Here is a 19,619-nt window from a genome sequence, read left to right as displayed (position 1 = left end):
TCTCGCCCCGGATACTCGGGTTTGCGCCTTGCAACATGATGCGAATACAGCATTTGATAGGTCGAAGATCTGGACCGGACCGATCCAAGCCTTCTGCATCGGGCGCCGTCCGCGTGCTTCGACGTGCCGGCTGTGCCAAGCGGATCTCCCGCGCTGATTCGTTGCGCGGGCGTGACGGATCCTTCAGGGCTCGGACGGCAATGTGGCCTGGCTTCGCGTATCACCCGCCGTCCGCTCTTCCGGAAAGCGCCGTGTCCATTCTCCGCCCCGACATCGGCCCCGGTCGCCGGAGCCCCGTACGATGATCCGGCCTTCAGGCCACGAGCATCGTATGGCCTCCCTCCGCTTCCTTGAGGAAGGCGGCCAGACCGGCCGCGAAATCCTGGCCCATCCCTGGGCCGATACGCCGCTCGGTCCGCCGGAGACGTGGCCTGTTTCCCTTCGCACGATCCTGGCGACGATGCTGAACTGCCCGGCGGCCATGTTCCTCGCCTGGGGTCCGGAGGGCACCACCTTCTTCAACGACGCCTACAGGCCGGTCTTCGGCGACCGGTTGCCGCGGGCCCTCGGCGCGCGCTTCCGCGAGATCTGGTCCGATGTGTGGGACGATATCGGCCCCCTCGTCGATGCCGCCTTGCGGGGCGAGAGTGTGGCGCAGCGCAACTTGCCGCTGATGATGAACCGCTACGGCGTGCCCGAGCGGAGCTGGTGGAGCTTCACCTACTCGCCCGTGCGGGACGACGAGGGCCGCATCAACGGCATGATCTGCGTCACCGCGGAGACGACGGCGGAGGTGCTCGCCGAGCAGGCCCGGCGGCGCAGCGAGGAGCGCCTGGACATGGCCCTCTCGGCCGGCAGCAGCATCGGCGTGTGGGACTGGGACGTGGCGGCCGACCGCGTCACTGCCGATTCGCGCTTCGCCGCGCTCTACGGCGTCGAGCCCGAGCGGGCGCAGGCCGGGGCACCGATCAGGGAGTTCTTCTCCGGCGTGCATCCCGACGACCTGCCGCGGCTGCGCTCGAGCATCGAGGCGGTCCTGGGCACGGGCGGCCGGTTCGAGGCGGAGTACCGCCTCGTCCAGGCTGACGGCAGCATCCGCTGGGTGGCCGCGCAGGGGCGCTGCACCCTCGCCGCCGACGGGACGCCGCAGCGCTTCCCCGGTGTCAGCTTCGACATCACCGCGCGCAAGCACACCGAGCAGGCCCTGCGCGACAGCGAGGACCGTTTCCGCGGCATCATCAATTCGGTCGATCAGATGATCTGGTCGACGCGGCCCGACGGCTATCACGACTTCTACAATGACCGGTGGTACGCCTTCACCGGCGTTCCCTCCGGCTCCACCGACGGTGCGGCCTGGGACGCCATCGTCCATCCCGACGACCGGGAGCGGACCTGGGCGGATTGGCGCCACGCTCTCGACACGGGCGAGACCTATCAGATCAAGTATCGCCTCCGGCACCGCTCGGGTCTCTATCGCTGGGTGTTGGGCCGCGCCCAGCCGGTGCGCGAGGCGGACGGCCGGATCATGCGCTGGTTCGGCACCTGCACCGACATTCACGACCTCAAGCTCGCGGAAGAGCGGCAAGCCTTCCTGCTCAACCTCAACGACCGGCTGCGGGAGACGGACGATCCGCTCTCCGTGACGTTGGCCGCCGCCGCGACGCTCGGCGCCCATGTCGGCGCGGCCCGGGCCGGATACGGCGAGATCGACGGGACCGGCGAGATCGTGCGGGTCGAGCGCGACTGGACCCGCGACCCGTCTGTGCCAAGCCTCGCGGGCGAGTCGCGCATCCTCGACGAGTTCGGTCCGGCGGTGATCGTCGAATTGCGGGCGGGGCGCACCCTCGTCGTGGAGGATTGCTACACCGATCCCCGCGCCGGGCGGCGTTACGCGGCGACCTGGGACTCGATCGGCTGCCGCAGCCTCGTCATCGTCCCACTGATTCGCGAGGGGCGCCTGCGGGCGATCCTGTACCTGCACGAGCCGCAGCCGCGGGTCTGGCAGCCGCAGGAGATCGGCCTCGTCGAGGATGTCGCCCAACGCGCCGGCCACGCCGCCGAGCGCGCCCGTGCCGAGCAGGCGCAGCGTGCCAATGCCCGCGAATTGCAGCTCATCACCGATACGCTGCCGGTTCTCATCGCCCTGTTCGATGCGGGCGGGCTGTGCCGCTTCGCCAACGCCGCCAGTGCCGACTGGTTCGGGATGCCGCCGGACGCGGCGATCGGGCAAAGCCTCGCCACGCTGGTCGGGGACGAGGCGTTCACCGAGGCGCGGCCACGGTTCGAGGCCGCCTGTGCCGGCCGCGACGTGCGGGCCGAGCGGGTCTGGCTGCGCCGGGACGGCCCGTCCCGGATCGCCGACATCCGCTACCGGCCGCGGCCGATGCCGGACGGATCCACCGAGGGCGCCTACCTGTTCGTCACCGACATCTCGGACGCCAAGCGCATCGAGGCGATGCTGGCGCGCGAGGTCGGCGAGCGCACCCGCGAGCGCGACCGCCTCTGGCAAACCACCAACGACCTGATGGGGACGGCCGGCCTCGATGGCCGCCTCCGCAGCGTCAATCCGGCCTGGGAGCGCCTCCTCGGCTGGAGCGAGCGGGAATTGCTCGAACGCCCGTTCCTCGACTTCATCGATCCCGAGGACCATGCCGGCACCGGCGCGGTGATGGCCCGGCTCGCGGCAAGCGAGCGGATCACCGATTTCGTCGATCGCATTCTGACCCGGGACGGGCGGCGCCGGACGGTGATGTGGACGGCGGTGCCCGAGGGCGATTGCTTCCACGTCGTCGGCCGCGACATCACCGAGCAGCGCCTCGCCGAGGAGCAGTTGCGGCAGGCGCAGAAGATGGAGGCGGTCGGCCAGTTGACCGGGGGCATCGCCCACGACTTCAACAACCTCCTGACGGGGATCGTCGGCTCGCTCGATCTCATGCAGACCCGCATAGCCCAGGGCCGCGTCGATGCGCTCGACCGCTATGCCAGGGCCGCCCTGTCCTCGGCCCACCGCGCCGCGGCGCTGACCCATCGCCTCCTCGCCTTCGCCCGGCGCCAGCCGCTGGAGCAGAAGCCCGTCGACGTGCACGCGCTGGTGACCGGCATGGCGGACATGCTGCGCCGGGCGCTGCCCGAGCAGGTGCGCCTCGACATCGTCACCGCCGGGGATCTCTGGCTCACCCTCTGCGACCCGCATCAGCTCGAGAACGCGGTGCTGAACCTCGCCATCAATGCCCGCGACGCGATGCCGGAGGGCGGCCGGCTGCTGATCGAGACCTGCAACACCCGGCTCGGCCTTCCCGACCTGCGCCTGCATCCGGAGGCGCGCGAAGGCGCCTATGTCGGCGTCCGCGTGACCGATACGGGGGCCGGCATGCCGCCGGAGGTCGCGGCGCGGGCGTTCGAGCCGTTCTTCACCACGAAGCCGCTCGGCATGGGTACGGGCCTCGGCCTGTCGATGATCTACGGCTTCGCCCGCCAGTCGGAGGGGCATGTCCGGATCAGCTCCGAGCCCGGCCGCGGCACTGCGGTGACGATCTACCTGCCCCGGCACCAGGGCGCCCTGGCGGCCGAGCCGGAGCCGGCGTCTCCGGCCGAGCCGGCGCGGGCGGAGCGCAACGAGACGGTGCTCGTGGTTGAGGACGAGCCGGTGGTGCGCGACCTCGTCGTCGAGGTGCTGCACGATCTCGGCTACCGCCCGATCGAGGCGCCCGACGGACCCGCCGGCCTGGAGATCGTTCGCTCGCGCGCCCGGATCGACCTGATGGTCACCGATGTCGGCCTGCCGGGCCTGAACGGGCGCCAGCTCGCCGATCAGGCCCGCGCCCTGCGGCCGAAACTGAAGGTGTTGTTCATGACGGGCTACGCCGAGAACGCCCTGTTCGGCGGCGGCCGGCTCGACCCGGACATGCAGATGATCACCAAGCCTTTTCCGGTTGAACTGCTGGCCGCGCGCATCCGTGAGATGATCGAGCATTCGTGAAGCTTGGCCGTGGAGGAGCGTGCCGCAGGGGGTTGTCCGGGCGAAAGGATTTGTCGACTTGTGGACGGCCCGGAACGGGCCAACACCGCGCACGTTGACCGGCGCGAAGACAGAGTCGTTTCGGGGCTGCAGCAAGCGAACAGACGAGCGGAATGGGTGCTGATACGCCAGAGGGCGGCTTTTCTGGGAGCGGCGGGACGGAGACGCCGTTCGACCTCGGTGACGGCTTTCGCCGATTTGCCGACCATGTGCCGCTGATGATGTGGCGGACGGATGATTCCGGGCGCTCCACCTATCACAACGAGTGTTGGCTCCAGTTCACGGGCCGCCCCCTCGCCGACGAGATCGGCGACGGCTGGCGGAAGGGGCTGCATCCGGACGATTTCCGGCGCCACGCCGAAATCGTCGAGAAGGCCTTCGAGTCGCGCCTGCCTTTTACGGTGGAGTTCCGCCTTCGCCGTCACGACGGCGCCTATCGTTGGCTGCTCGATACCGGCCGGCCGCTCGAGGAGAACGGGGTCTTCCACGGCTATCTCGGCTCGTGCTTCGACATCACCGACCGCAAGAACGCGGAGGAGCATGCCGAGCGCGCCCTGGTCGAGAAGGAGACGCTGCTGGCGGAAATCTATCACCGGGTGCGCAATAACCTTCAGGTGATGGTGAGCCTGATCGGCCTCTACGGCCGCGCCGCCCCGGAGGCCTGCCGCGGCAGTTTCGACGCCCTGGGCCAGCGGGTGCGGGCCATCGCCCTGGTACAGCAGCACCTCCACGAGGCGCCGCACATCGCCTCGATCGACCTGCGCGACTATCTGCACCGGCTCGCCTCGGGGCTCGGGCAACTGCGCCGGGCCGGGCGGATCGGCGTCACCATCGAGGGCGACGGAACGAGCCTGGTCGAGCCCCGCACGGCGAATGCGCTCGGCATGATCGTTGCCGAGATCGTGGCTGAATGCCTTGATGCGACGAGCGACACGGTGACCTGCGGCATCGCCATCCGCATCGATGCGGGGGTGGGGGCACCGGTGCGCCTCGCGATCGTGTCGGGCTCCGGCGAGGCCGCCGCGGCGGGGCGGGAGGGCGTTCCCAAGCTCGGGCCGCGCCTCATCGCGGCCTATGCCGCCCAGGCGGAGATTGCGGTCAGCGGCACGGCGACCGCCGCCGACCCGCTCCTTCTGCAACTGCCCGAAGTCCGCGCCTACGTGCCCCCTTCGCTGCCGCCCGGCCTGCGCTGACGCGTCGGCCCGAGCCTATCTCGGGCCGTCGTCGCTTCAGCGATGACGGCCCGGCGGACGTCCCTTGCGAGACACCCAGCCTCGCAGCTTCGGCCCGCGGTCGCTATATCGTCTTCGACTTTCCGACGCTTTCAGACCGCGTGTGCCATGCTTCCCGACCTCGACACCATCATCGATAACTTCGAACTCATCGATGATCCGCATGAGCAGCTCGTTTATGTGATGGAGCTCGGCCGCGCTCTGCCCGCCATGCCGGAGGCCTGGAAATCCGAGCAGAACCTCGTCCGCGGATGCGAGAGTCAGGTCTGGCTCGTCGTCTCCACCGAGGAAGACGGCGGGGGAATGAGGATCACGGGCGACAGCGATTCGCACCTCGTGAAGGGCTTCGTCGCCCTCATGGTCGCCCTGTATTCCGGCAAGACTCCTGAAGAGGCGGCGAAGCTGAACGGGCTCGATCTGCTCAAGCAGCTCAATTTCGGCGCTCACGTCACCTCGAAGCGATCGAACGGCGTGCGTGCGATGGTCGAGAAGATCCAGCGCGACGCGAGCCGGGTGTCCTGATCGGCCGACGCCGCAGGCGCGCAACGAGGGATCGCGCGCCTTCTCGATGCATCATCCCGGACCACGGCTCCCGGCTCTCGCACGAGGACGAGGCGTCCGGTTCAGCCGTCCGCTAACCCATCGGCGGGGAACGCCAGGAGCGGGTCCGCGCCCCCTCCGGCCCCGTCGCCTCGCGCGCGAGACCGTAATGTTCGGCGAGCCGCCCGAGAGCGATCCGCGCCACCACCTTGGCGGAGCGGGCCGGCCAGCGCCGCTCGGACTCGATCCGCTCTAGACCCTTCAGGAAGCCGCACAGGTCGATCAGCAGCCCCGACAGGTCCGAACCGACCGCGGCGAGCGCGAGGTCGACGCGCTGCCGTGCCGCGATCACCCGGTCGGAGGCCGAGGCCGGATCGCGCGGGCCGCCGCCATCGACCCGCGGCGCGGTCCAGTCGGTCGAGAGCTGCGGCAGCATCTGTGCCGCGGTGAGGTCGTGGCGCAGCCGCTCGCCCGCCGCGAAGGCCGCCGCGTCGATCATCGGCTCCCCGTCGCGCCCACGCCGCCGCGCCATCCAGGCCAGGGGGCTCTCGGCGGTGTCCCGCAGGCCCTGCGCCTCGCCCGTCCCCTCTCGCACCAGGGCGAGATGCTGCATCCGATAGCTGTCCGCGCCCACCGCCTCCGCCCGCCGCAGGCGGGCGCGTCCGGCCGCTCCGATCACCAGGCGGTTGCGCCGGCCATCGTCCCGCGCGGCGAGGTCGGCGGCCATCAGAGCCTCCCCGGCGCGCGCGGGGAAGCGCCCCCCGCCCAAGGAGACGCCGCTGCCCCCGCCGCGCACGATCAGGGTCTCGGGGGCGCCCGGATCCGGGAAGGCGAAAGCCCCCTCGGGTGCCAGCGCGGCGAGCAGACGTTCGGCCTCGCGGCTGAGATCGCCGGCTTTGTTCGTGTTTTGTTCTTTCGTCATCGTACCACCCGAACCGGAACAGCGTCGGGAGGCTAAGGGAAAATCGTCCTAATACAAGTCTTGACAGCGATCGGTGCTGCCAGTGGTTGCACCGTGACGCTGCCCTTTGAGGTCGCTTTATGCCTGGGCCGGCCGCGTCGGCGGCTTCTTGAGGACCTCGGCGATCTCGTCCTCGGATTTGCCGCGGACCGCGTAGCCCATCCGCTCGAAGCGCTCGATGAGCTGTTCGCTATCGCTCGCGGAGCGGGCTGCCCACTCTGCGAGAACTTCATTCGTCTTGGAAAGCTGTTCGGAGATGCTGTCGTCGCTCATGTCGAGAGAATGCAGAGAAGAGGGCCCCGTTCCCGGACTTTGTTGTTGATAAATTGATTCGGTCGCAGGATGAAGTCCGACGCCGCGAAACCCGGCCGGATCGTCCGCTGCGCCGGTCCCGCAGGAGGCGGCGCAGCGGGTCTTGAGCTGGGGCCGGACGGCCGGACGCTTCAGGCGGCGGCGTCGTAGCCCGGCCGGACCTGACCGAGACCGATCGCCTTGGCGAGGTCGGAGCGGGCCTTGGCGTAGTTCGGGGCCACCATCGGATAGTCGGGCGCAAGGCCCCACTTGGCGCGGTACTGCTCGGGGGAGAGATTGTACTTCGCGCGCAGGTGCCGCTTCAGCGACTTGAAGGTCCGCCCATCTTCCAGGCAGACGATGTAGTCGGGCTGGATCGACTTCTTGATCGGCACGGCCGGCTGGAGCGGCTCCTGGGCCGCGGGCTGCGGCGCGACGGCCTGTCCGCTTCCGACCTGAAGCAGGGCGCCATGGATGCTGCCGATCAGACCGGCGAGTTCGGCAGCCGGCACCGGATTGTTGCTCACGTAGGCGGCGACGATGTCGGCCGTAAGAGCGACGTAATCGACCGGCGTCTCGGTTTCGTTCATGATCTCGATTGTCCCTTCGCGGTGTATTGCGCGCAATCGACCCTGGCTCCCGTTCGCCGCCAAGACGGAAACGGACAGGAACGGGCCGGGCTCTGCAATTGTGCCGCTTGTTTTCGGTTTGGAGTGACGCCCCCGCAGTCACGGGTTCTACCTAGATCATTCAATTTAGACCTGCAAGACAGGACGGGTATGCACAACTCAACGCCTCGGCGGCGATCCGGGACGTGCGCAATCTGTCATGAATGCTCCACAGGGCTTCCCGCCGAGCAACTGACGGGCGGCGTTTGCCGCGGAGATCGGACATCGGCCCGCCTTGCGGCCCGCGTCGCGGCGCGGCACACCCGCTGCCATCACACCCGCTTGTTCCAAGCGTTCCAACGCGTTCCAACCGGAGTTCGGCGATGACCTTCGAGCCCCCTCCCTTCGCTCTGCCGCCCGCGGCGCCCAAGGCGGAGGAACGTCCGCACGCCTTCGAACTCTTCGGCCGGCGCGTCGAGGATCCGTTCGCGTGGCTCAAGGCCGAGAACTGGCGGGCCGTGCTGAAGGACCCCTCGGCGCTCGCCCCCGACATCCGCGCCTATCTCGACGCCGAGAACGCCTATGCCGAGGCGGCGCTGAGCGGCGCCGCCGCCCTGCGCAAGACCCTGGTCGCCGAGATGCGCGGACGCATCCGCGAGGACGACGCCTCGGTGCCCGAGCCCGATGGGCCGTTCGCCTACTACTCCCGCCATCGCGAGGGTGGCCAGCATCCGCTGATCTGCCGCCGGCCGCGCACCGTTCACCGCATCGCCGAGGAGCCCGAGGACGGCGAGATCGGCGAGCAGATCCTGCTCGACGGCGATAAGGAGGGCGAGGGCCTCGCCTTCTTCGAGATCGCCGGCGCGGCCCATTCCGACGACCACCGCCTGCTGGCCTGGGGCGTCGACACCAAGGGTTCGGAACTCCACACCATCCGCGTGCGCGACCTCGACACCGGCGAGGACCGCCCGGAGCGGGTCGAATCGACCGCGGGCGACGCGGTGTGGAACGCCGTCGGCACCGCCTTCTTCTACGTTGCCCTCGACGAGAACCACCGTCCGGCCCGCGTCATGCGCCACCGCCTCGGCACGGATCAGGCGGAGGACACGACCGTCTACGAGGAAGCCGATCCGGGCTTCTTCGTGAATATCGGCCGCACCCAGTCCGGCACCTATCTCACCGTCACCGCGAGCGACCACGAGACGGCGGAAGTCCACCTGCTCGACCGGGCCGACGACGAGGGCCCGCTCCGTTGCGTCGCACGCCGCGAGGAGCGGCTAATCTACTCGGTCGAGCACTGGGGCTCGTATCTCGTCATTCTGACGAATGCCGACGGCGCGGTGGACTTCAAGATCGTCACCTGTCCCCTCGACGCGACGGCGCGGGAGAACTGGCGCGACGCGGTGCCCTACCGCCCCGGCGTGATGATCCGGCACCTGCACGTGCTCGGCAACCACCTCGTGCGGCTCGAACTGGAGAACGCCCTTCCGCGCATCGTCGTGCGCGACATGAAGGGCGAGGAGCACACCGTCTCCTTCGCGGAGGAAGCCTACTCGCTCGGCCTGCTGCCCGGCTACGAGTTCGAGACGGCACGCATCCGCTTCACCTACTCGTCGATGACGACGCCGGCCGAGACCTACGATTACGACTGCGTCACCCGCGCCCGCATCCTGCGCAAGCGCCAGACCGTGCCGAGCGGCCACGAGCCCGCCGACTACGTCACCCGTCGCCTGTTCGCGACCGCGCCGGACGGGGAAAGCGTTCCGATCTCGCTCCTGCATCGCCGCGGACTCGCCCTCGACGGCTCGGCGCCGCTGCTGCTCTACGGCTACGGCTCCTACGGCACGCTGATGCCGGCGGGGTTCCGCACCAACCTGCTCAGCCTCGTCGATCGCGGCTTCGTCTACGCCATCGCCCATATCCGCGGCGGCACCGAGAAGGGTTGGAACTGGTATCTCGAGGGCAAGCGCGAGAAGAAGCCCAACACCTTCACCGACTTCGTCGCCTGCGGCCGGGCGCTGATCGAGGCGGGCTATACGCGGCAGGGCCGCATCGTCGCCCATGGCGGCAGCGCCGGCGGCATGCTGATGGGCGCGGCCGCGAACCTCGCGCCGGAACTGTTCGCCGGCATCGTCGCCGACGTACCCTTCGTCGACGTGCTCAACACGATGCTCGACGCGGACCTGCCGCTCACCCCGCCGGAATGGCCCGAATGGGGCAATCCGGCCGAGAGCGAGGCGGCGTTCGAGACGATCCTGTCCTACTCGCCCTACGACAATGTCGCCGCCAAGGCTTATCCGGCGATCCTCGCGCTCGGCGGCCTCACCGACCCCCGCGTGACCTACTGGGAGCCGGCCAAATGGGTCGCCCGGCTGCGCGCCACCATGACCGGCGGCGGTCCGGTTCTTCTCAAGATCAACATGGAAGCCGGACATGGCGGCGCCGCCGGCCGCTTCGACCGCCTGGAGGAGGTCGGCCTGATCTACGCCTTCGCCCTGATGGCGGCGGCGCGCGCCGCGAAGGCGGCCTGACCGCGGCTCCTGCCGGCCGCCAGTTGTCGAGCGAGTCTCGTGCGGCCGGCTCTTCGACAAAATCCCGCGGACAGGGCAGAACAACGCCCGCGCCTTCGCTATGCTGTCTCAGCAAAAATAAGATCGAAATAATGATCAACTTCGATCGGTCAGGGAGAAACACGATGAAGCACCTCGCGATCGCAGCCGCGATTCTGTTCGCGCTGCCGCTCGCCGCCGCGGCCGAGGAGGCGGCGCCGAAACCGGCCCAGCCGGCGGAGGCGGCGGCGCCCGCGCCTGCGGGCGCTCCGAAGGCGCCGCAGACGGCGCAGGAGCGCCAGGAGGCGAATGCCGCCAAGCTCGCCGGGCTCGTCCGCTTCGTCGGTGAGTCCTGCAAGGAGGCGCGGCCGGATTACGAGCGCTTCAAGTCGGTGGTCGCCGCCATGGGCGTCGATCTCGACGCGATCTCGAAGGGCGAGCTGCTGATGCGCAGCATGGGCTACACCGAAGCCTACCGGAAGAACGTCGATGAGAGCTGCCGCAAGGCGCAGGAGATGTTCGGCGAGAAGGGCACGGCGATCCCCGGCCTCGTCCTGCGCAAGGCGTCCTGAGGGGGGCCGCGTAACCGGGACCGGTTTTAAGCGCCCGTTCACCGCGCTGGGCGAGAGTGCCCGCACGAGTGGCGTTCGGCGCCCGGCCTCGGTTTCGAGGTCGGCCGCCGTGGAAGGCGGGCGTTTCGCGCGATGGGGGGACGGGCCGGTCACGGCAAGCGGCTGCGTCCGAGCGGGCTCCTCCTGCGCGCCGGCCTTGCCGTCGGCCTCTGCGTCGCCGCCTCGGCCGCGGAGGCCGCCCGTCTGGTCTCGGCCAAGGGCGCGCAGCCGCCCGAGGGTTTCGGCCGCATCGTCCTGACCTTCGATGAGCCGGTCACCGTCAAGGCGCGGCTCTCGGGCGCGATCCTCGTGCTCAACTTCGGCGGGCCGGTCGGCGCCGGGCCCGAGCGGATCGCCGCCGGCATGCCGGACTACGTCACCGTGGTGCGGCGCGACCCCGACGGCTCGGCTCTGCGCCTCGCCCTGCAACGGCCCTACCGCCTCAACGTGCAGGAGGCCGGTGAGCAGGTCTTCATCGATCTGCTGCCCGAGAATTGGAGCGGCTTCCTTCCGCCGCTGCCCGCCGAGGTCGTCGCCGACCTCGCGCGCCGGGCCGCCGCCGCCGAGGCGAGCCTCAAGGCGCGCAACCCGCCCCCGGTGCCGCGCCCGCTCACCCTCGAACTGGCCCGAACCGAGGCGCGGACCCGGCTCTCCCTGCGCTTGCCCGAAGGTTCCGAGGCCGCTTTCACCCCGAACGGGTCCGGCACGCGCATCACCCTGCCCGGAGCGTGGCGGATCGACGACCATGCCCTGCGCGGGCGCCTCGATCCGGGTATCGGCCGTGTCGCCGTCGAGACGGAGGCCGACGAGGCGCGGATCGTCGCGAGTCCGGCCGACGGGATGAGCCTCGCCACCGAGCGCGACGAGGATGTCGTGTTCATCGACTTCCTCGCCAAGCCGAAGGCCGCCGAGGCGCCGGCTTCGCCGAGTGTCGCCGCCAAGGCGGACGCGAAGGAGGAGAGGGCGAGCGGGAAGGAGGCTGCACGGCCCGCGCCGCCGCTCGCCGAGGCGCCGCGCCGCGCCGCGCCGGCCCCCGCGACGCGCAAGGCGGGCTCGGGCCTCGTCTTCCCTTTCGCCAAGCGGGTGCCGGCGGCCTTGTTCGAGCGCGGCGGCATCGTCACCCTGGTCTTCGCCACCACCGAGCCGGTCACCGTGCCGCCGCCCGGGGCCACCGGCCTCATCGCCCTCGCGCCTCCCCGGCGCAGCGGCAGCTTCACCGTCCTGCGCTTCACGGCACCGGCGGGCCGGCTCGTGGACCTCCTCCCGGTCACCGAACCCACAGGCTGGGAGCTGGTGGCGGGCGAGGGCCTGGCTCCGAGCGAGAGCCTGACCGCCCAGCGCGCCCCGGTGGCGCAGGGCCGGTTCGGCGTCACCCTGCGGCTGCCCGAGGCCGGCCCCGCCGGCTGGCTCGACCTCGACGGCGAACGCATCGCCGTCGTCACCACCGACGGCAGCCGGCCGGCCGGGGTGGTCAAGGCGCAGCGCTTCGTCGAGTTCGAGCTGATCCCGAGCCGGCTCGGCCTCGCCGTGCTGGCCAATGCCGACGACCTCGTCGTCAGGCCGGATCTCGAAGGGGTCAGCATCGGCCGGGAGGGCTGGCGCGAGGGACGCGAGGGCGGTCTCGCGGTGTCGGGCGTCTCACGCCCCGCCGACCCGCCCGTGGGCGGGGTCACCGAACTGGCGGTCGACCGCGATGCCTGGGAGCGGGCGCAGCGCGGCGACGTGCGCGCGACCCTGCGGGAAGGGCTCGCCGCGGCCGTCGAGGCCCAGCGCCGCGACCGCGGTGGCGCCCGCCTCGCCCTCGCACGGGCGATGATGGCCAACGACCTCGATGTGGAGGCGCTCGGCGCGCTGACCTCCGCCGCCGCCGAGGACGTGGTGATCGACGGCGAGCGGCAGACGGTGCTGATGCGCGGGATCCTGCTCGCCCGGATCGGACGCGCCGAGGAGGCGCGCAAGCTGCTCTCGGACGAGCGCCTCGCCACCAATCCGGAAGCCCGGCTCTGGCGCGGCTACGCCGATGCCCAGGCCGGCCGCTGGAGCGAGGCGGCGGTCGCGCTGCGCGCGGGCGAATCGGTTCTGGAGCGCTACCCCGAGCCGCTCGCCTCGCTGTTCCACGCCGCCGCCGCCGAGGCTGCGGTCGAAACCGGCGATTGGGAGGCGGTCACGCGCGAATCGATTGCCGCGACGCGGGCCGCCACCGAATACACCCGGGATCGGCTGACGTTGCTGCGTGCGAAGATGGACGAGGCGACCGGGCGCGGCGCGGCGGCGCTGGCGGCCTACGAAACGCTGCGGGATCAGGCGCCCTGGCCGCTCGCGGCGGAGGCGACCCTGCGCGCCGCCTCCCTCGGGCATACCCTCGGCAAGACGGCTTTGCCCGATGCGATCGACCAGCTCGAGGTTCTGGCTCTCACCTGGCACGGCGGCCCGACCGAGATCGGGACGCTCGGTGCGCTCGGCGGCCTCTACGAAGAGGCCGGACGCTGGCGCAAGACGTTCACCACCGCGCGCCGCGCCAACGCGCTCAGCCCCGAGGCGCCGATCACCCGTGCCCTGCACGAGCGGGCCATGGCCGTGTTCGAGGCGCTCTTTCTGACCCCGCGCGGGGAAAAGCTCGGCGGCGTCGAGGCGCTGGCGCTGTACTTCGACTTCAAGGATTTCGCGCCCCCCGGCCGGCGCGCCGACGAGATCGTGCGGCGTCTGGCCGACCGCCTCGTGGCCCTCGACCTGCTCGATTCCGCCGACGAGCTGCTGCAGTACCAGATCGATCACCGCCTGGAGGGCGCGGCCCGTTCCTCGGTCTCGGCGCGGCTCGCCACGATCCGGCTCATGGAGGGCAGACCGCTCCAGGCGCTCCAGACGCTCGACGCGACCCACCTGCCCGAACTGCCCGAAGATGTCCGCCGCGCCCGCGCGCTGCTGCGCGCCCGCGCCCTGTCGGACCTCTCCCGCACCGACCTCGCCCTGGAGACCGTCGAGGGCGAGACCGGCGCCGATGCCGAGCGGCTGCGGGCCGACATCCTGTGGGCGGCCCGGCGCTGGCGCGAGGCCGGCGAGGCGCACGAGATGATCCTCGGGCCCGCATGGCGCTCCGGCAAACCCCTCGACGAGACGGCGCGGGCCGACGTCATCCGCGCCGGCATCGCCTACGGGCTCGCGGGCGAGTCGCTGGGGCTCGAGCGGCTGAAGGCGAAGTTCGCGGGGCTGATGGCCGAGAGCGCGGATGCCCGCACCTTCGCCATGCTGACCCGGCCGGACGCGTCCCGCTCCGCCGCCTTCCGCGACGCGGCCCTGCGGGCCACCAAGGCGGAAACGCTCGCCGCCTTCCTCTCGGAATACCGCAAGCGCTACCCCGAGAGCGCGGTGCCGGAGCCGGGCAGCGCCGCCACGGGCAACCGCGCCGAGGCGCCGTCCCCGCCGCCGGGCTGAGGCTCAGGAGGAGGCGCCGCGGCCGCGCTGCGCGTCGATGCTCCAGGGGCCGGGGCCGGCGAAGGCGATGTAGAGGAAGATGAAGCAGTACAGGATCGCCGCGTCGCCGCCGTTCAGGGCCGGAAACAGATTCTTCGGCGCGTGGGCGATGAAGTAGGCGAAGGCCATCTGGCCCGAGAGAATGAAGGCGACCGGGCGGCTGAACAGGCCGACCAGGAGCAGCGCGCCGCCGATGAGTTCGAGCAGGCCGGCAATCCCCAGCATCGACAACAGCGGCGGGTTCGACGCACTGGCCGGGAAGCCCAGGATCTTCTGCGTCCCGTGCGCCATGAAGATCAGTGACGAGACGATTCGCAGCACGCTCAGCATGCGCGGCGCCCACGGGGCAGTGACGGTCCTCAGGTCCATGCGTCCTGTTCCTTTCCACGCCGCAACCACGAATCGCATTGCGGCCGTGCTGAGTGTCTCCCACAAAAGGCCCGCTGCGCTGTCATCGCCCGGTGAAAGGGATCGGAGTTTTGTGAGGCACTCTCAGCCTCCGTAGCTCTGAATCAGCGAGCCCGCCACCAGCGTCCAGCCATCGACCAGCACGAAGAAGATTAGCTTGAACGGCAGCGCCACGGTGGCCGGCGGCAGCATCATCATGCCCATCGCCATCAGCACCGAGGCGACGACGAGGTCGATGATCAGGAAGGGGATGAACAGGAGGAAGCCGATTTCGAAGGCGCGCCGCAATTCCGAGATCATGAAGGCGGGGGTGACGATCTCCAGGCCGATCGCCTCGGGGCCTGCGGGAGCGGGCTGGCGCGCCATGTCGAGGAACAGCTTGAGGTCCTTCTCGCGCACGTTGCGCAGCATGAAGGTCTTGAACGGCGCCGAGGCTCGCTCGAACGCCTGCGACTGGCTGATCTGGCCTGCCACCAGCGGCTCGACGCCGGCCCGATAGGCCTCGCGCGCCGTCGGCGCCATCACGAAGGCGGTCAGAAACAGGGCGAGGCTGACCATTACGGTATTGGGCGGCGCGGTCTGCGTGCCGAGCGCCGAGCGCAGGATCGACAGCACCACGACGATCCGGGTGAAGGAGGTCGCCATCACCAGCACGGAGGGCGCGAGCGCCAGGACCGTGATTAGCGCGACGAGCTGAAGCGCCCGCTCGGTGGTGCCGCCCGCGCCGAGATCGAGGGTGACGCTCTGCGCCAGCGCCGCGCCCGAGCCGCCCGCGAGCAGCAGCGCAACGAGGAGCGCGGTGAGGGGGAGGGAGCGCAGCACGGATCGGCGGGGGGAGGGGATCATCGCGGGCCGCACCCTGCGGCGTGCCGCCGTCGCGCACAAGCGACGCGGCGACACGCTCGCTGGATCACACGTCGTCGCCGACGACGCCCGCCTCGTCCTGGGCCTGAAGCACCGCCGGGCGGGGCATCGAGATGATGTTGTAGCCCGAATCGACGAAGTGGATCTCGCCGGTCACGCCGCCCGAGAGGTCGGAGAGCAGATAGAGGGCCGAATTGCCGACATCGTCCAGCGTCACCGTGCGTCGCAGCGGGGCGTGCGCCTTCTGGTGGTTGTACATCAGCCGCGCATCGGCGATGCCGGCGCCCGCCAGCGTCCGCATCGGGCCGGCGGAGAGGGCGTTGACGCGGATGCCGTCCGGGCCGAGGTCGCTGGCCAGATAGCGGACCGAGGCTTCGAGCGCGGCCTTGGCCACGCCCATCACGTTGTAGTTCGGCATCACGCGGGTGGAGCCGGCATAGGTCAGCGTCAGCAGCGAACCGCCCCGCGGCATCCGCGCGGCGGCGCGCTGGGCGATCTCGGTGAAGGAGAAGCAGGAAATCGTCATGGTGCGCGAAAAGTTCGCGCGGGTCGTGACATCGACGTAGCGGCCCTTGAGCTGCGCCTTGTCCGAGAAGCCGATGGCGTGGACGATGAAGTCGATCCCGTCGGGGAAGCGTTGGTCGAGGGTGGCGAAGGCGGCATCGACCGTGGCGAGATCCTCGACGTCGCAGGGCAGCACGATGTCGGACCCGACCGAGGCGGCGAGCGGGGCGACCCGGCGCCCCAGCGCATCACCCTGATAGGTGAAGGCGAGTTCCGCTCCGTGCCGGTGCAGGGTCTTGGCGATGCCCCACGCGATCGAGTGATCGTTGGCGACCCCCATGATGAGGCCGCGCTTGCCCGCCATCAAACCCGTCATTCTTCAACCCGTACGCGTTCGGCCCGGCGCCGCGGCGCCCCAGGCGAGGCTTAGCCCGCCGGGCGACGGCCTGTCCACGGAGGGCACTCGGATTGCACACCGGCAACCCGGAGGCACGTGAGAGACCAGGCATGAAAAAGGCCCCGGCGCGGGGGCGGCGGGGCCGAACGACGGGTCGTGCGCGGGCGGTCGTCAGAAGTAGCCGCGGGTACCCGATTGCGCGTCGTCGATCAGGGTCTGCTTGGCGCGCACCGCGATGCTCGCGGCGACGGCGATGCCGGAGACAGTTAGCAGAGCGAGAAGGACGATCATGATTTAACCTGCATATCGAAGCAGGAACGTGCGTGCAACTGGTCGGTTCCGCCGGTCGACCAGACTAGGGCCCGACTTATGCTTCCGTTTGATTTCGCATGTGCGAAGGCGGCGACGCCGCACGGCGTGGTGCCGTGCAGCGAGACCGGTCACGCGTCCGGGTGCTTGAGCACGAGGGTCGCGTTCGTGCCGCCGAAGCCGAAGGAGTTCGACATGACGTGGCCGAGCTGCACGCCGTCCCGGCGCTGGCGCAGGATCGGCATGTCGGCGAAGGCCGGGTCGAGTTCGTCGATATGCGCGCTCTCGCAGATGAAGCCGTTGTTCATCATCAGGAGTGCGTAGATCGCCTCCTGCACGCCGGTGGCGCCGAGCGAATGTCCGGTTAGGGACTTGGTGGCCGAGATCGGCGGGCAGGCCTCGCCGGCGCCGAACACCTCGCGGATCGCCTCGATCTCCTTGTCGTCGCCGACCGGCGTCGAGGTGGCGTGCGGGTTGATGTAGTCGATCCGGGCGCCCTTCAGGTCTTCCATGGCCTGGCGCATGCAGCGCACCGCGCCCTCGCCGGAGGGGGCGACCATGTCGTGACCGTCGGAGGTGGCGCCGTAGCCGGCGACCTCGCCGTAGATCCGCGCGCCGCGGGCCTTGGCATGCTCGTATTCCTCGAGCACCAGCACGCCGGCGCCGCCGGCGATGACGAAGCCGTCGCGGTTGACGTCGTAGGCGCGGGAAGCGCGGGCAGGGGTCTCGTTGTAGCGCGAGGACATCGCGCCCATGGCGTCGAACAGGACGGAGAGCGTCCAGTCCAGTTCCTCGCAGCCGCCGGCGAAGATCACGTCCTGGCGGCCGCCGCGGATGATCTCGGCGGCGTTGCCGATGCAGTGGTTGGAGGTCGCGCAGGCCGAGGAGATCGAATAGTTCACACCGCGGATCTTGAACCACGTGGCGAGCGTGGCCGAGGCGGTCGAGGACATCGCCTTCGGCACCGCGAACGGGCCGACGCGCTTCGGCCCCTTCTCCCGGGCGATGGCGGCGGACTCGACGATGGTGCGGGTCGAGGGACCGCCCGAGCCCATGATGATGCCGGTGCGGTCGTTGGAGATCTCGCGCTCTTCGAGCCCGGCATCGCGGATCGCCTGATCCATGGCGATGTGGTTCCAGGCGGTGCCGCCGCCGTGGAAGCGCATGGCGCGGCGATCGACGACGCCCTCGGGGTCGATCGTCGGCGCGCCCGCCACCTGGCTGCGGAAGCCGTGGGCGGCCTGCGCCTCGGACCGCGCGATCCCGGAACGGGCCTCGCGCAGGGAGGCCAGGACCTCCTGAGTGTTGTTGCCGATGGACGAGACGATGCCCATCCCGGTGATGACGACACGCCGCATGATGGCTCGTGCTGCTTGGCGCCGCGTCTTGTGCGGCGTTTCCTCGGGGAGGTCAGTTAGGATGTTGCGCGGCCAATCTCAACCGCGCTTCGGCCGCTGCGGGCCGAAACGGCGGCCGGTTCGGCGCGAAACCGACCTTCGACGCGCCGTGCGATCGGCTTCAGGAGCGGAACAGGGCCACGCGCAGGTCGTTCGCCTCGTAGATGCGCCGGCCGTCGGCCTCGAGCCAGCCGTCGGCGATGCCGAGTACGAGCTTGCCCTGGCGCACACGCTTGATGTCGATGCCGTAGACGACCTGCTTGACGGTGGGCAGCACCTGATCGGTGAACTTCACCTCGCCGACGCCGAGCGCCCGGCCGCGGCCCGGCGCGCCGAGCCAGCCGAGATGGAAGCCGACGAGCTGCCACAGCGCGTCGAGCCCGAGGCAGCCGGGCATCACCGGGTCGTCCTTGAAGTGGCACGGGAAGAACCAGAGGTCCGGCCGGATGTCGAACTCGGCCAGCACATGTCCCTTGCCGTGGGCACCGCCCTCGGTGCCGATCGAGGTGATCCGGTCGAACATCAGCATCGGCGGGAGCGGAAGCTGGGCATTGCCCGCTCCGAACAGCTCACCGCGTCCGCAGGCCAGGAGTTCCTCGTAGGAGAAGCTCGAAGCGCGCTGCGGGGAAGCGCCGTCGGGTTGCTGGTCGTGAGAGGCCATGGATGACGTACGGGTCCTCGGTGACGGACGGGTCCGGTTTGGGAGAGCGGACGGGGCGTGGCGGAATCGGCGCCTCGTTAGCACAGGCTTTCCGCGCCCACAAAGCGGCCCCGGCACAGGGCTGGCGGCCGTTTCGTGCCCGTGGGATCATGAGGAGCCATGCGTCTTCCACGTATCAAACCGGACTTGGACCCTGAACGGGTTGCCGCAGGGCTTCATGATCCGTATAATTTGCTTGCTATACTCATTCTAAATAAGTGGGAATCGTTCCCAGCGATGTCCGATCTGACGCCTCTCCAGGCCGTGCTGAACGCCCGGTCCCTCTCGCCGGTCGACGGTGCCGGCCGCCGGGGCTGCCCGCTCTCCGACCTGCGCGACCGCCTGCGCCGGGCCGGCCTGCGCCCGACCCGTCAGCGTCTCTCGCTGGGCTGGCTCCTGTTCGGCCGCGGCGACCGTCACCTCACGGCGGAAATGCTCTACGACGAGGCCATGCGCGCCAAGGTCCCGGTTTCGCTGGCGACCGTCTACAACACGCTGCACCAGTTCACCGAGGCCGGCCTGCTGCGCCAGCTCGCGCTGGATGGGTCGAAGGCCTATTTCGACACCAACCCGAGCGAGCATCATCACTTCTTCCTCGAGGAAGAGGGCGAGGTTCTCGACATGCCGGAATGCGGCATCTCGGTCGATTCGCTGCCCGAGGCGCCCGAGGGCATGGAGATCGCCGGCGTCGAGGTCATCGTGCGCCTGCGCCGCCGCAAGGTGTCCGGCCGCGCCTGATTCGGCGTCGTCCCTCCCGGA

The 19,619-nt window shown here is 70.1% G+C and carries 15 protein-coding genes; 7 read left to right on the top strand and 8 right to left on the bottom strand.

Annotated features, from left to right (window positions below; genetic code table 11):
- Window positions 1–331: 331 nt before the first annotated feature.
- From HNR51_RS21755 to HNR51_RS21745, 3 genes are all read left to right on the top strand, one after another.
- Complete coding sequence (locus HNR51_RS21755) at window positions 332–3,979, top strand: PAS domain S-box protein (protein ID WP_182556328.1); 3,648 nt, start codon at window positions 332–334, stop codon at window positions 3,977–3,979.
- Window positions 3,980–4,131: 152 nt separating this feature from the next.
- Window positions 4,132–5,211, top strand: coding sequence for a PAS domain S-box protein (locus HNR51_RS21750; RefSeq protein WP_012452442.1), 1,080 nt, complete (start codon window positions 4,132–4,134; stop codon window positions 5,209–5,211).
- Between the two features lie 147 nt (window positions 5,212–5,358).
- Complete coding sequence (locus HNR51_RS21745; protein WP_182556327.1) at window positions 5,359–5,772, top strand: SufE family protein; 414 nt, start codon at window positions 5,359–5,361, stop codon at window positions 5,770–5,772.
- Window positions 5,773–5,884: 112 nt separating this feature from the next.
- Here the strand turns inward: HNR51_RS21745 and HNR51_RS21740 are convergent, their stop codons facing one another.
- The 3 genes from HNR51_RS21740 to HNR51_RS21730 form a co-directional block, all read right to left on the bottom strand.
- Window positions 5,885–6,712, bottom strand: coding sequence for a DUF6456 domain-containing protein (locus tag HNR51_RS21740; protein WP_182556326.1), 828 nt, complete (start codon window positions 6,710–6,712; stop codon window positions 5,885–5,887).
- 117 nt (window positions 6,713–6,829) lie between these two features.
- Window positions 6,830–7,024, bottom strand: coding sequence for a hypothetical protein (locus HNR51_RS21735; protein ID WP_182556325.1), 195 nt, complete (start codon window positions 7,022–7,024; stop codon window positions 6,830–6,832).
- Between the two features lie 170 nt (window positions 7,025–7,194).
- Complete coding sequence (locus HNR51_RS21730; protein ID WP_012452438.1) at window positions 7,195–7,632, bottom strand: Ros/MucR family transcriptional regulator; 438 nt, start codon at window positions 7,630–7,632, stop codon at window positions 7,195–7,197.
- 401 nt (window positions 7,633–8,033) lie between these two features.
- On the opposite strand from HNR51_RS21730, the gene HNR51_RS21725 reads away from it, so the two are divergent.
- The 3 genes from HNR51_RS21725 (at window position 8,034) to HNR51_RS21715 (ending at window position 14,242) form a co-directional block, all read left to right on the top strand.
- Window positions 8,034–10,181: a S9 family peptidase gene (locus tag HNR51_RS21725; protein WP_182556324.1), complete on the top strand. Its 2,148-nt coding sequence runs from the start codon at window positions 8,034–8,036 to the stop codon at window positions 10,179–10,181.
- A 164-nt stretch (window positions 10,182–10,345) separates the two neighbouring features.
- Window positions 10,346–10,771 (top strand): hypothetical protein, encoded by a 426-nt coding sequence (locus tag HNR51_RS21720; RefSeq protein ID WP_012452436.1) that lies wholly within the window; start codon window positions 10,346–10,348, stop codon window positions 10,769–10,771.
- Between the two features lie 132 nt (window positions 10,772–10,903).
- Entirely contained in the window at window positions 10,904–14,242 is a 3,339-nt protein-coding gene (locus tag HNR51_RS21715) for a hypothetical protein (RefSeq protein WP_182556323.1), read from the top strand.
- A 3-nt stretch (window positions 14,243–14,245) separates the two neighbouring features.
- Here the strand turns inward: HNR51_RS21715 and HNR51_RS21710 are convergent, their stop codons facing one another.
- The 5 genes from HNR51_RS21710 to fabA form a co-directional block, all read right to left on the bottom strand.
- Window positions 14,246–14,650, bottom strand: a complete 405-nt coding sequence (locus HNR51_RS21710) for a DoxX family protein (RefSeq protein WP_182556322.1) — start codon at window positions 14,648–14,650, stop codon at window positions 14,246–14,248.
- Window positions 14,651–14,773: 123 nt separating this feature from the next.
- Window positions 14,774–15,535, bottom strand: coding sequence for a flagellar type III secretion system pore protein FliP (gene fliP / locus HNR51_RS21705; protein WP_152275719.1), 762 nt, complete (start codon window positions 15,533–15,535; stop codon window positions 14,774–14,776).
- A 64-nt stretch (window positions 15,536–15,599) separates the two neighbouring features.
- Window positions 15,600–16,433, bottom strand: coding sequence for an enoyl-ACP reductase FabI (fabI, locus tag HNR51_RS21700; protein WP_012452432.1), 834 nt, complete (start codon window positions 16,431–16,433; stop codon window positions 15,600–15,602).
- 461 nt (window positions 16,434–16,894) lie between these two features.
- A complete protein-coding gene (gene fabB / locus HNR51_RS21695; RefSeq protein ID WP_152275718.1) occupies window positions 16,895–18,121 on the bottom strand; it encodes a beta-ketoacyl-ACP synthase I in 1,227 nt (408 codons plus the stop codon).
- 160 nt (window positions 18,122–18,281) lie between these two features.
- On the bottom strand, window positions 18,282–18,821 hold the full coding sequence (fabA, locus tag HNR51_RS21690) for a 3-hydroxyacyl-[acyl-carrier-protein] dehydratase FabA (RefSeq protein ID WP_012452429.1): 540 nt from the start codon (window positions 18,819–18,821) through the stop codon (window positions 18,282–18,284).
- A 276-nt stretch (window positions 18,822–19,097) separates the two neighbouring features.
- Between fabA and irr the strand changes: the two genes are divergently transcribed.
- Window positions 19,098–19,598 carry a Fur family transcriptional regulator Irr gene (gene irr, locus HNR51_RS21685; protein ID WP_012452428.1) on the top strand — a complete coding sequence of 167 codons (501 nt, stop codon included), beginning with the start codon at window positions 19,098–19,100 and terminating at the stop codon, window positions 19,596–19,598.
- The last annotated feature ends 21 nt before the right edge of the window (window positions 19,599–19,619 follow it).

Source organism: Methylorubrum thiocyanatum, assembly GCA_014138645.1.
GTDB lineage: Bacteria > Pseudomonadota > Alphaproteobacteria > Rhizobiales > Beijerinckiaceae > Methylobacterium > Methylobacterium thiocyanatum.
This window is presented reverse-complemented; position numbering and strand designations above follow the sequence as displayed.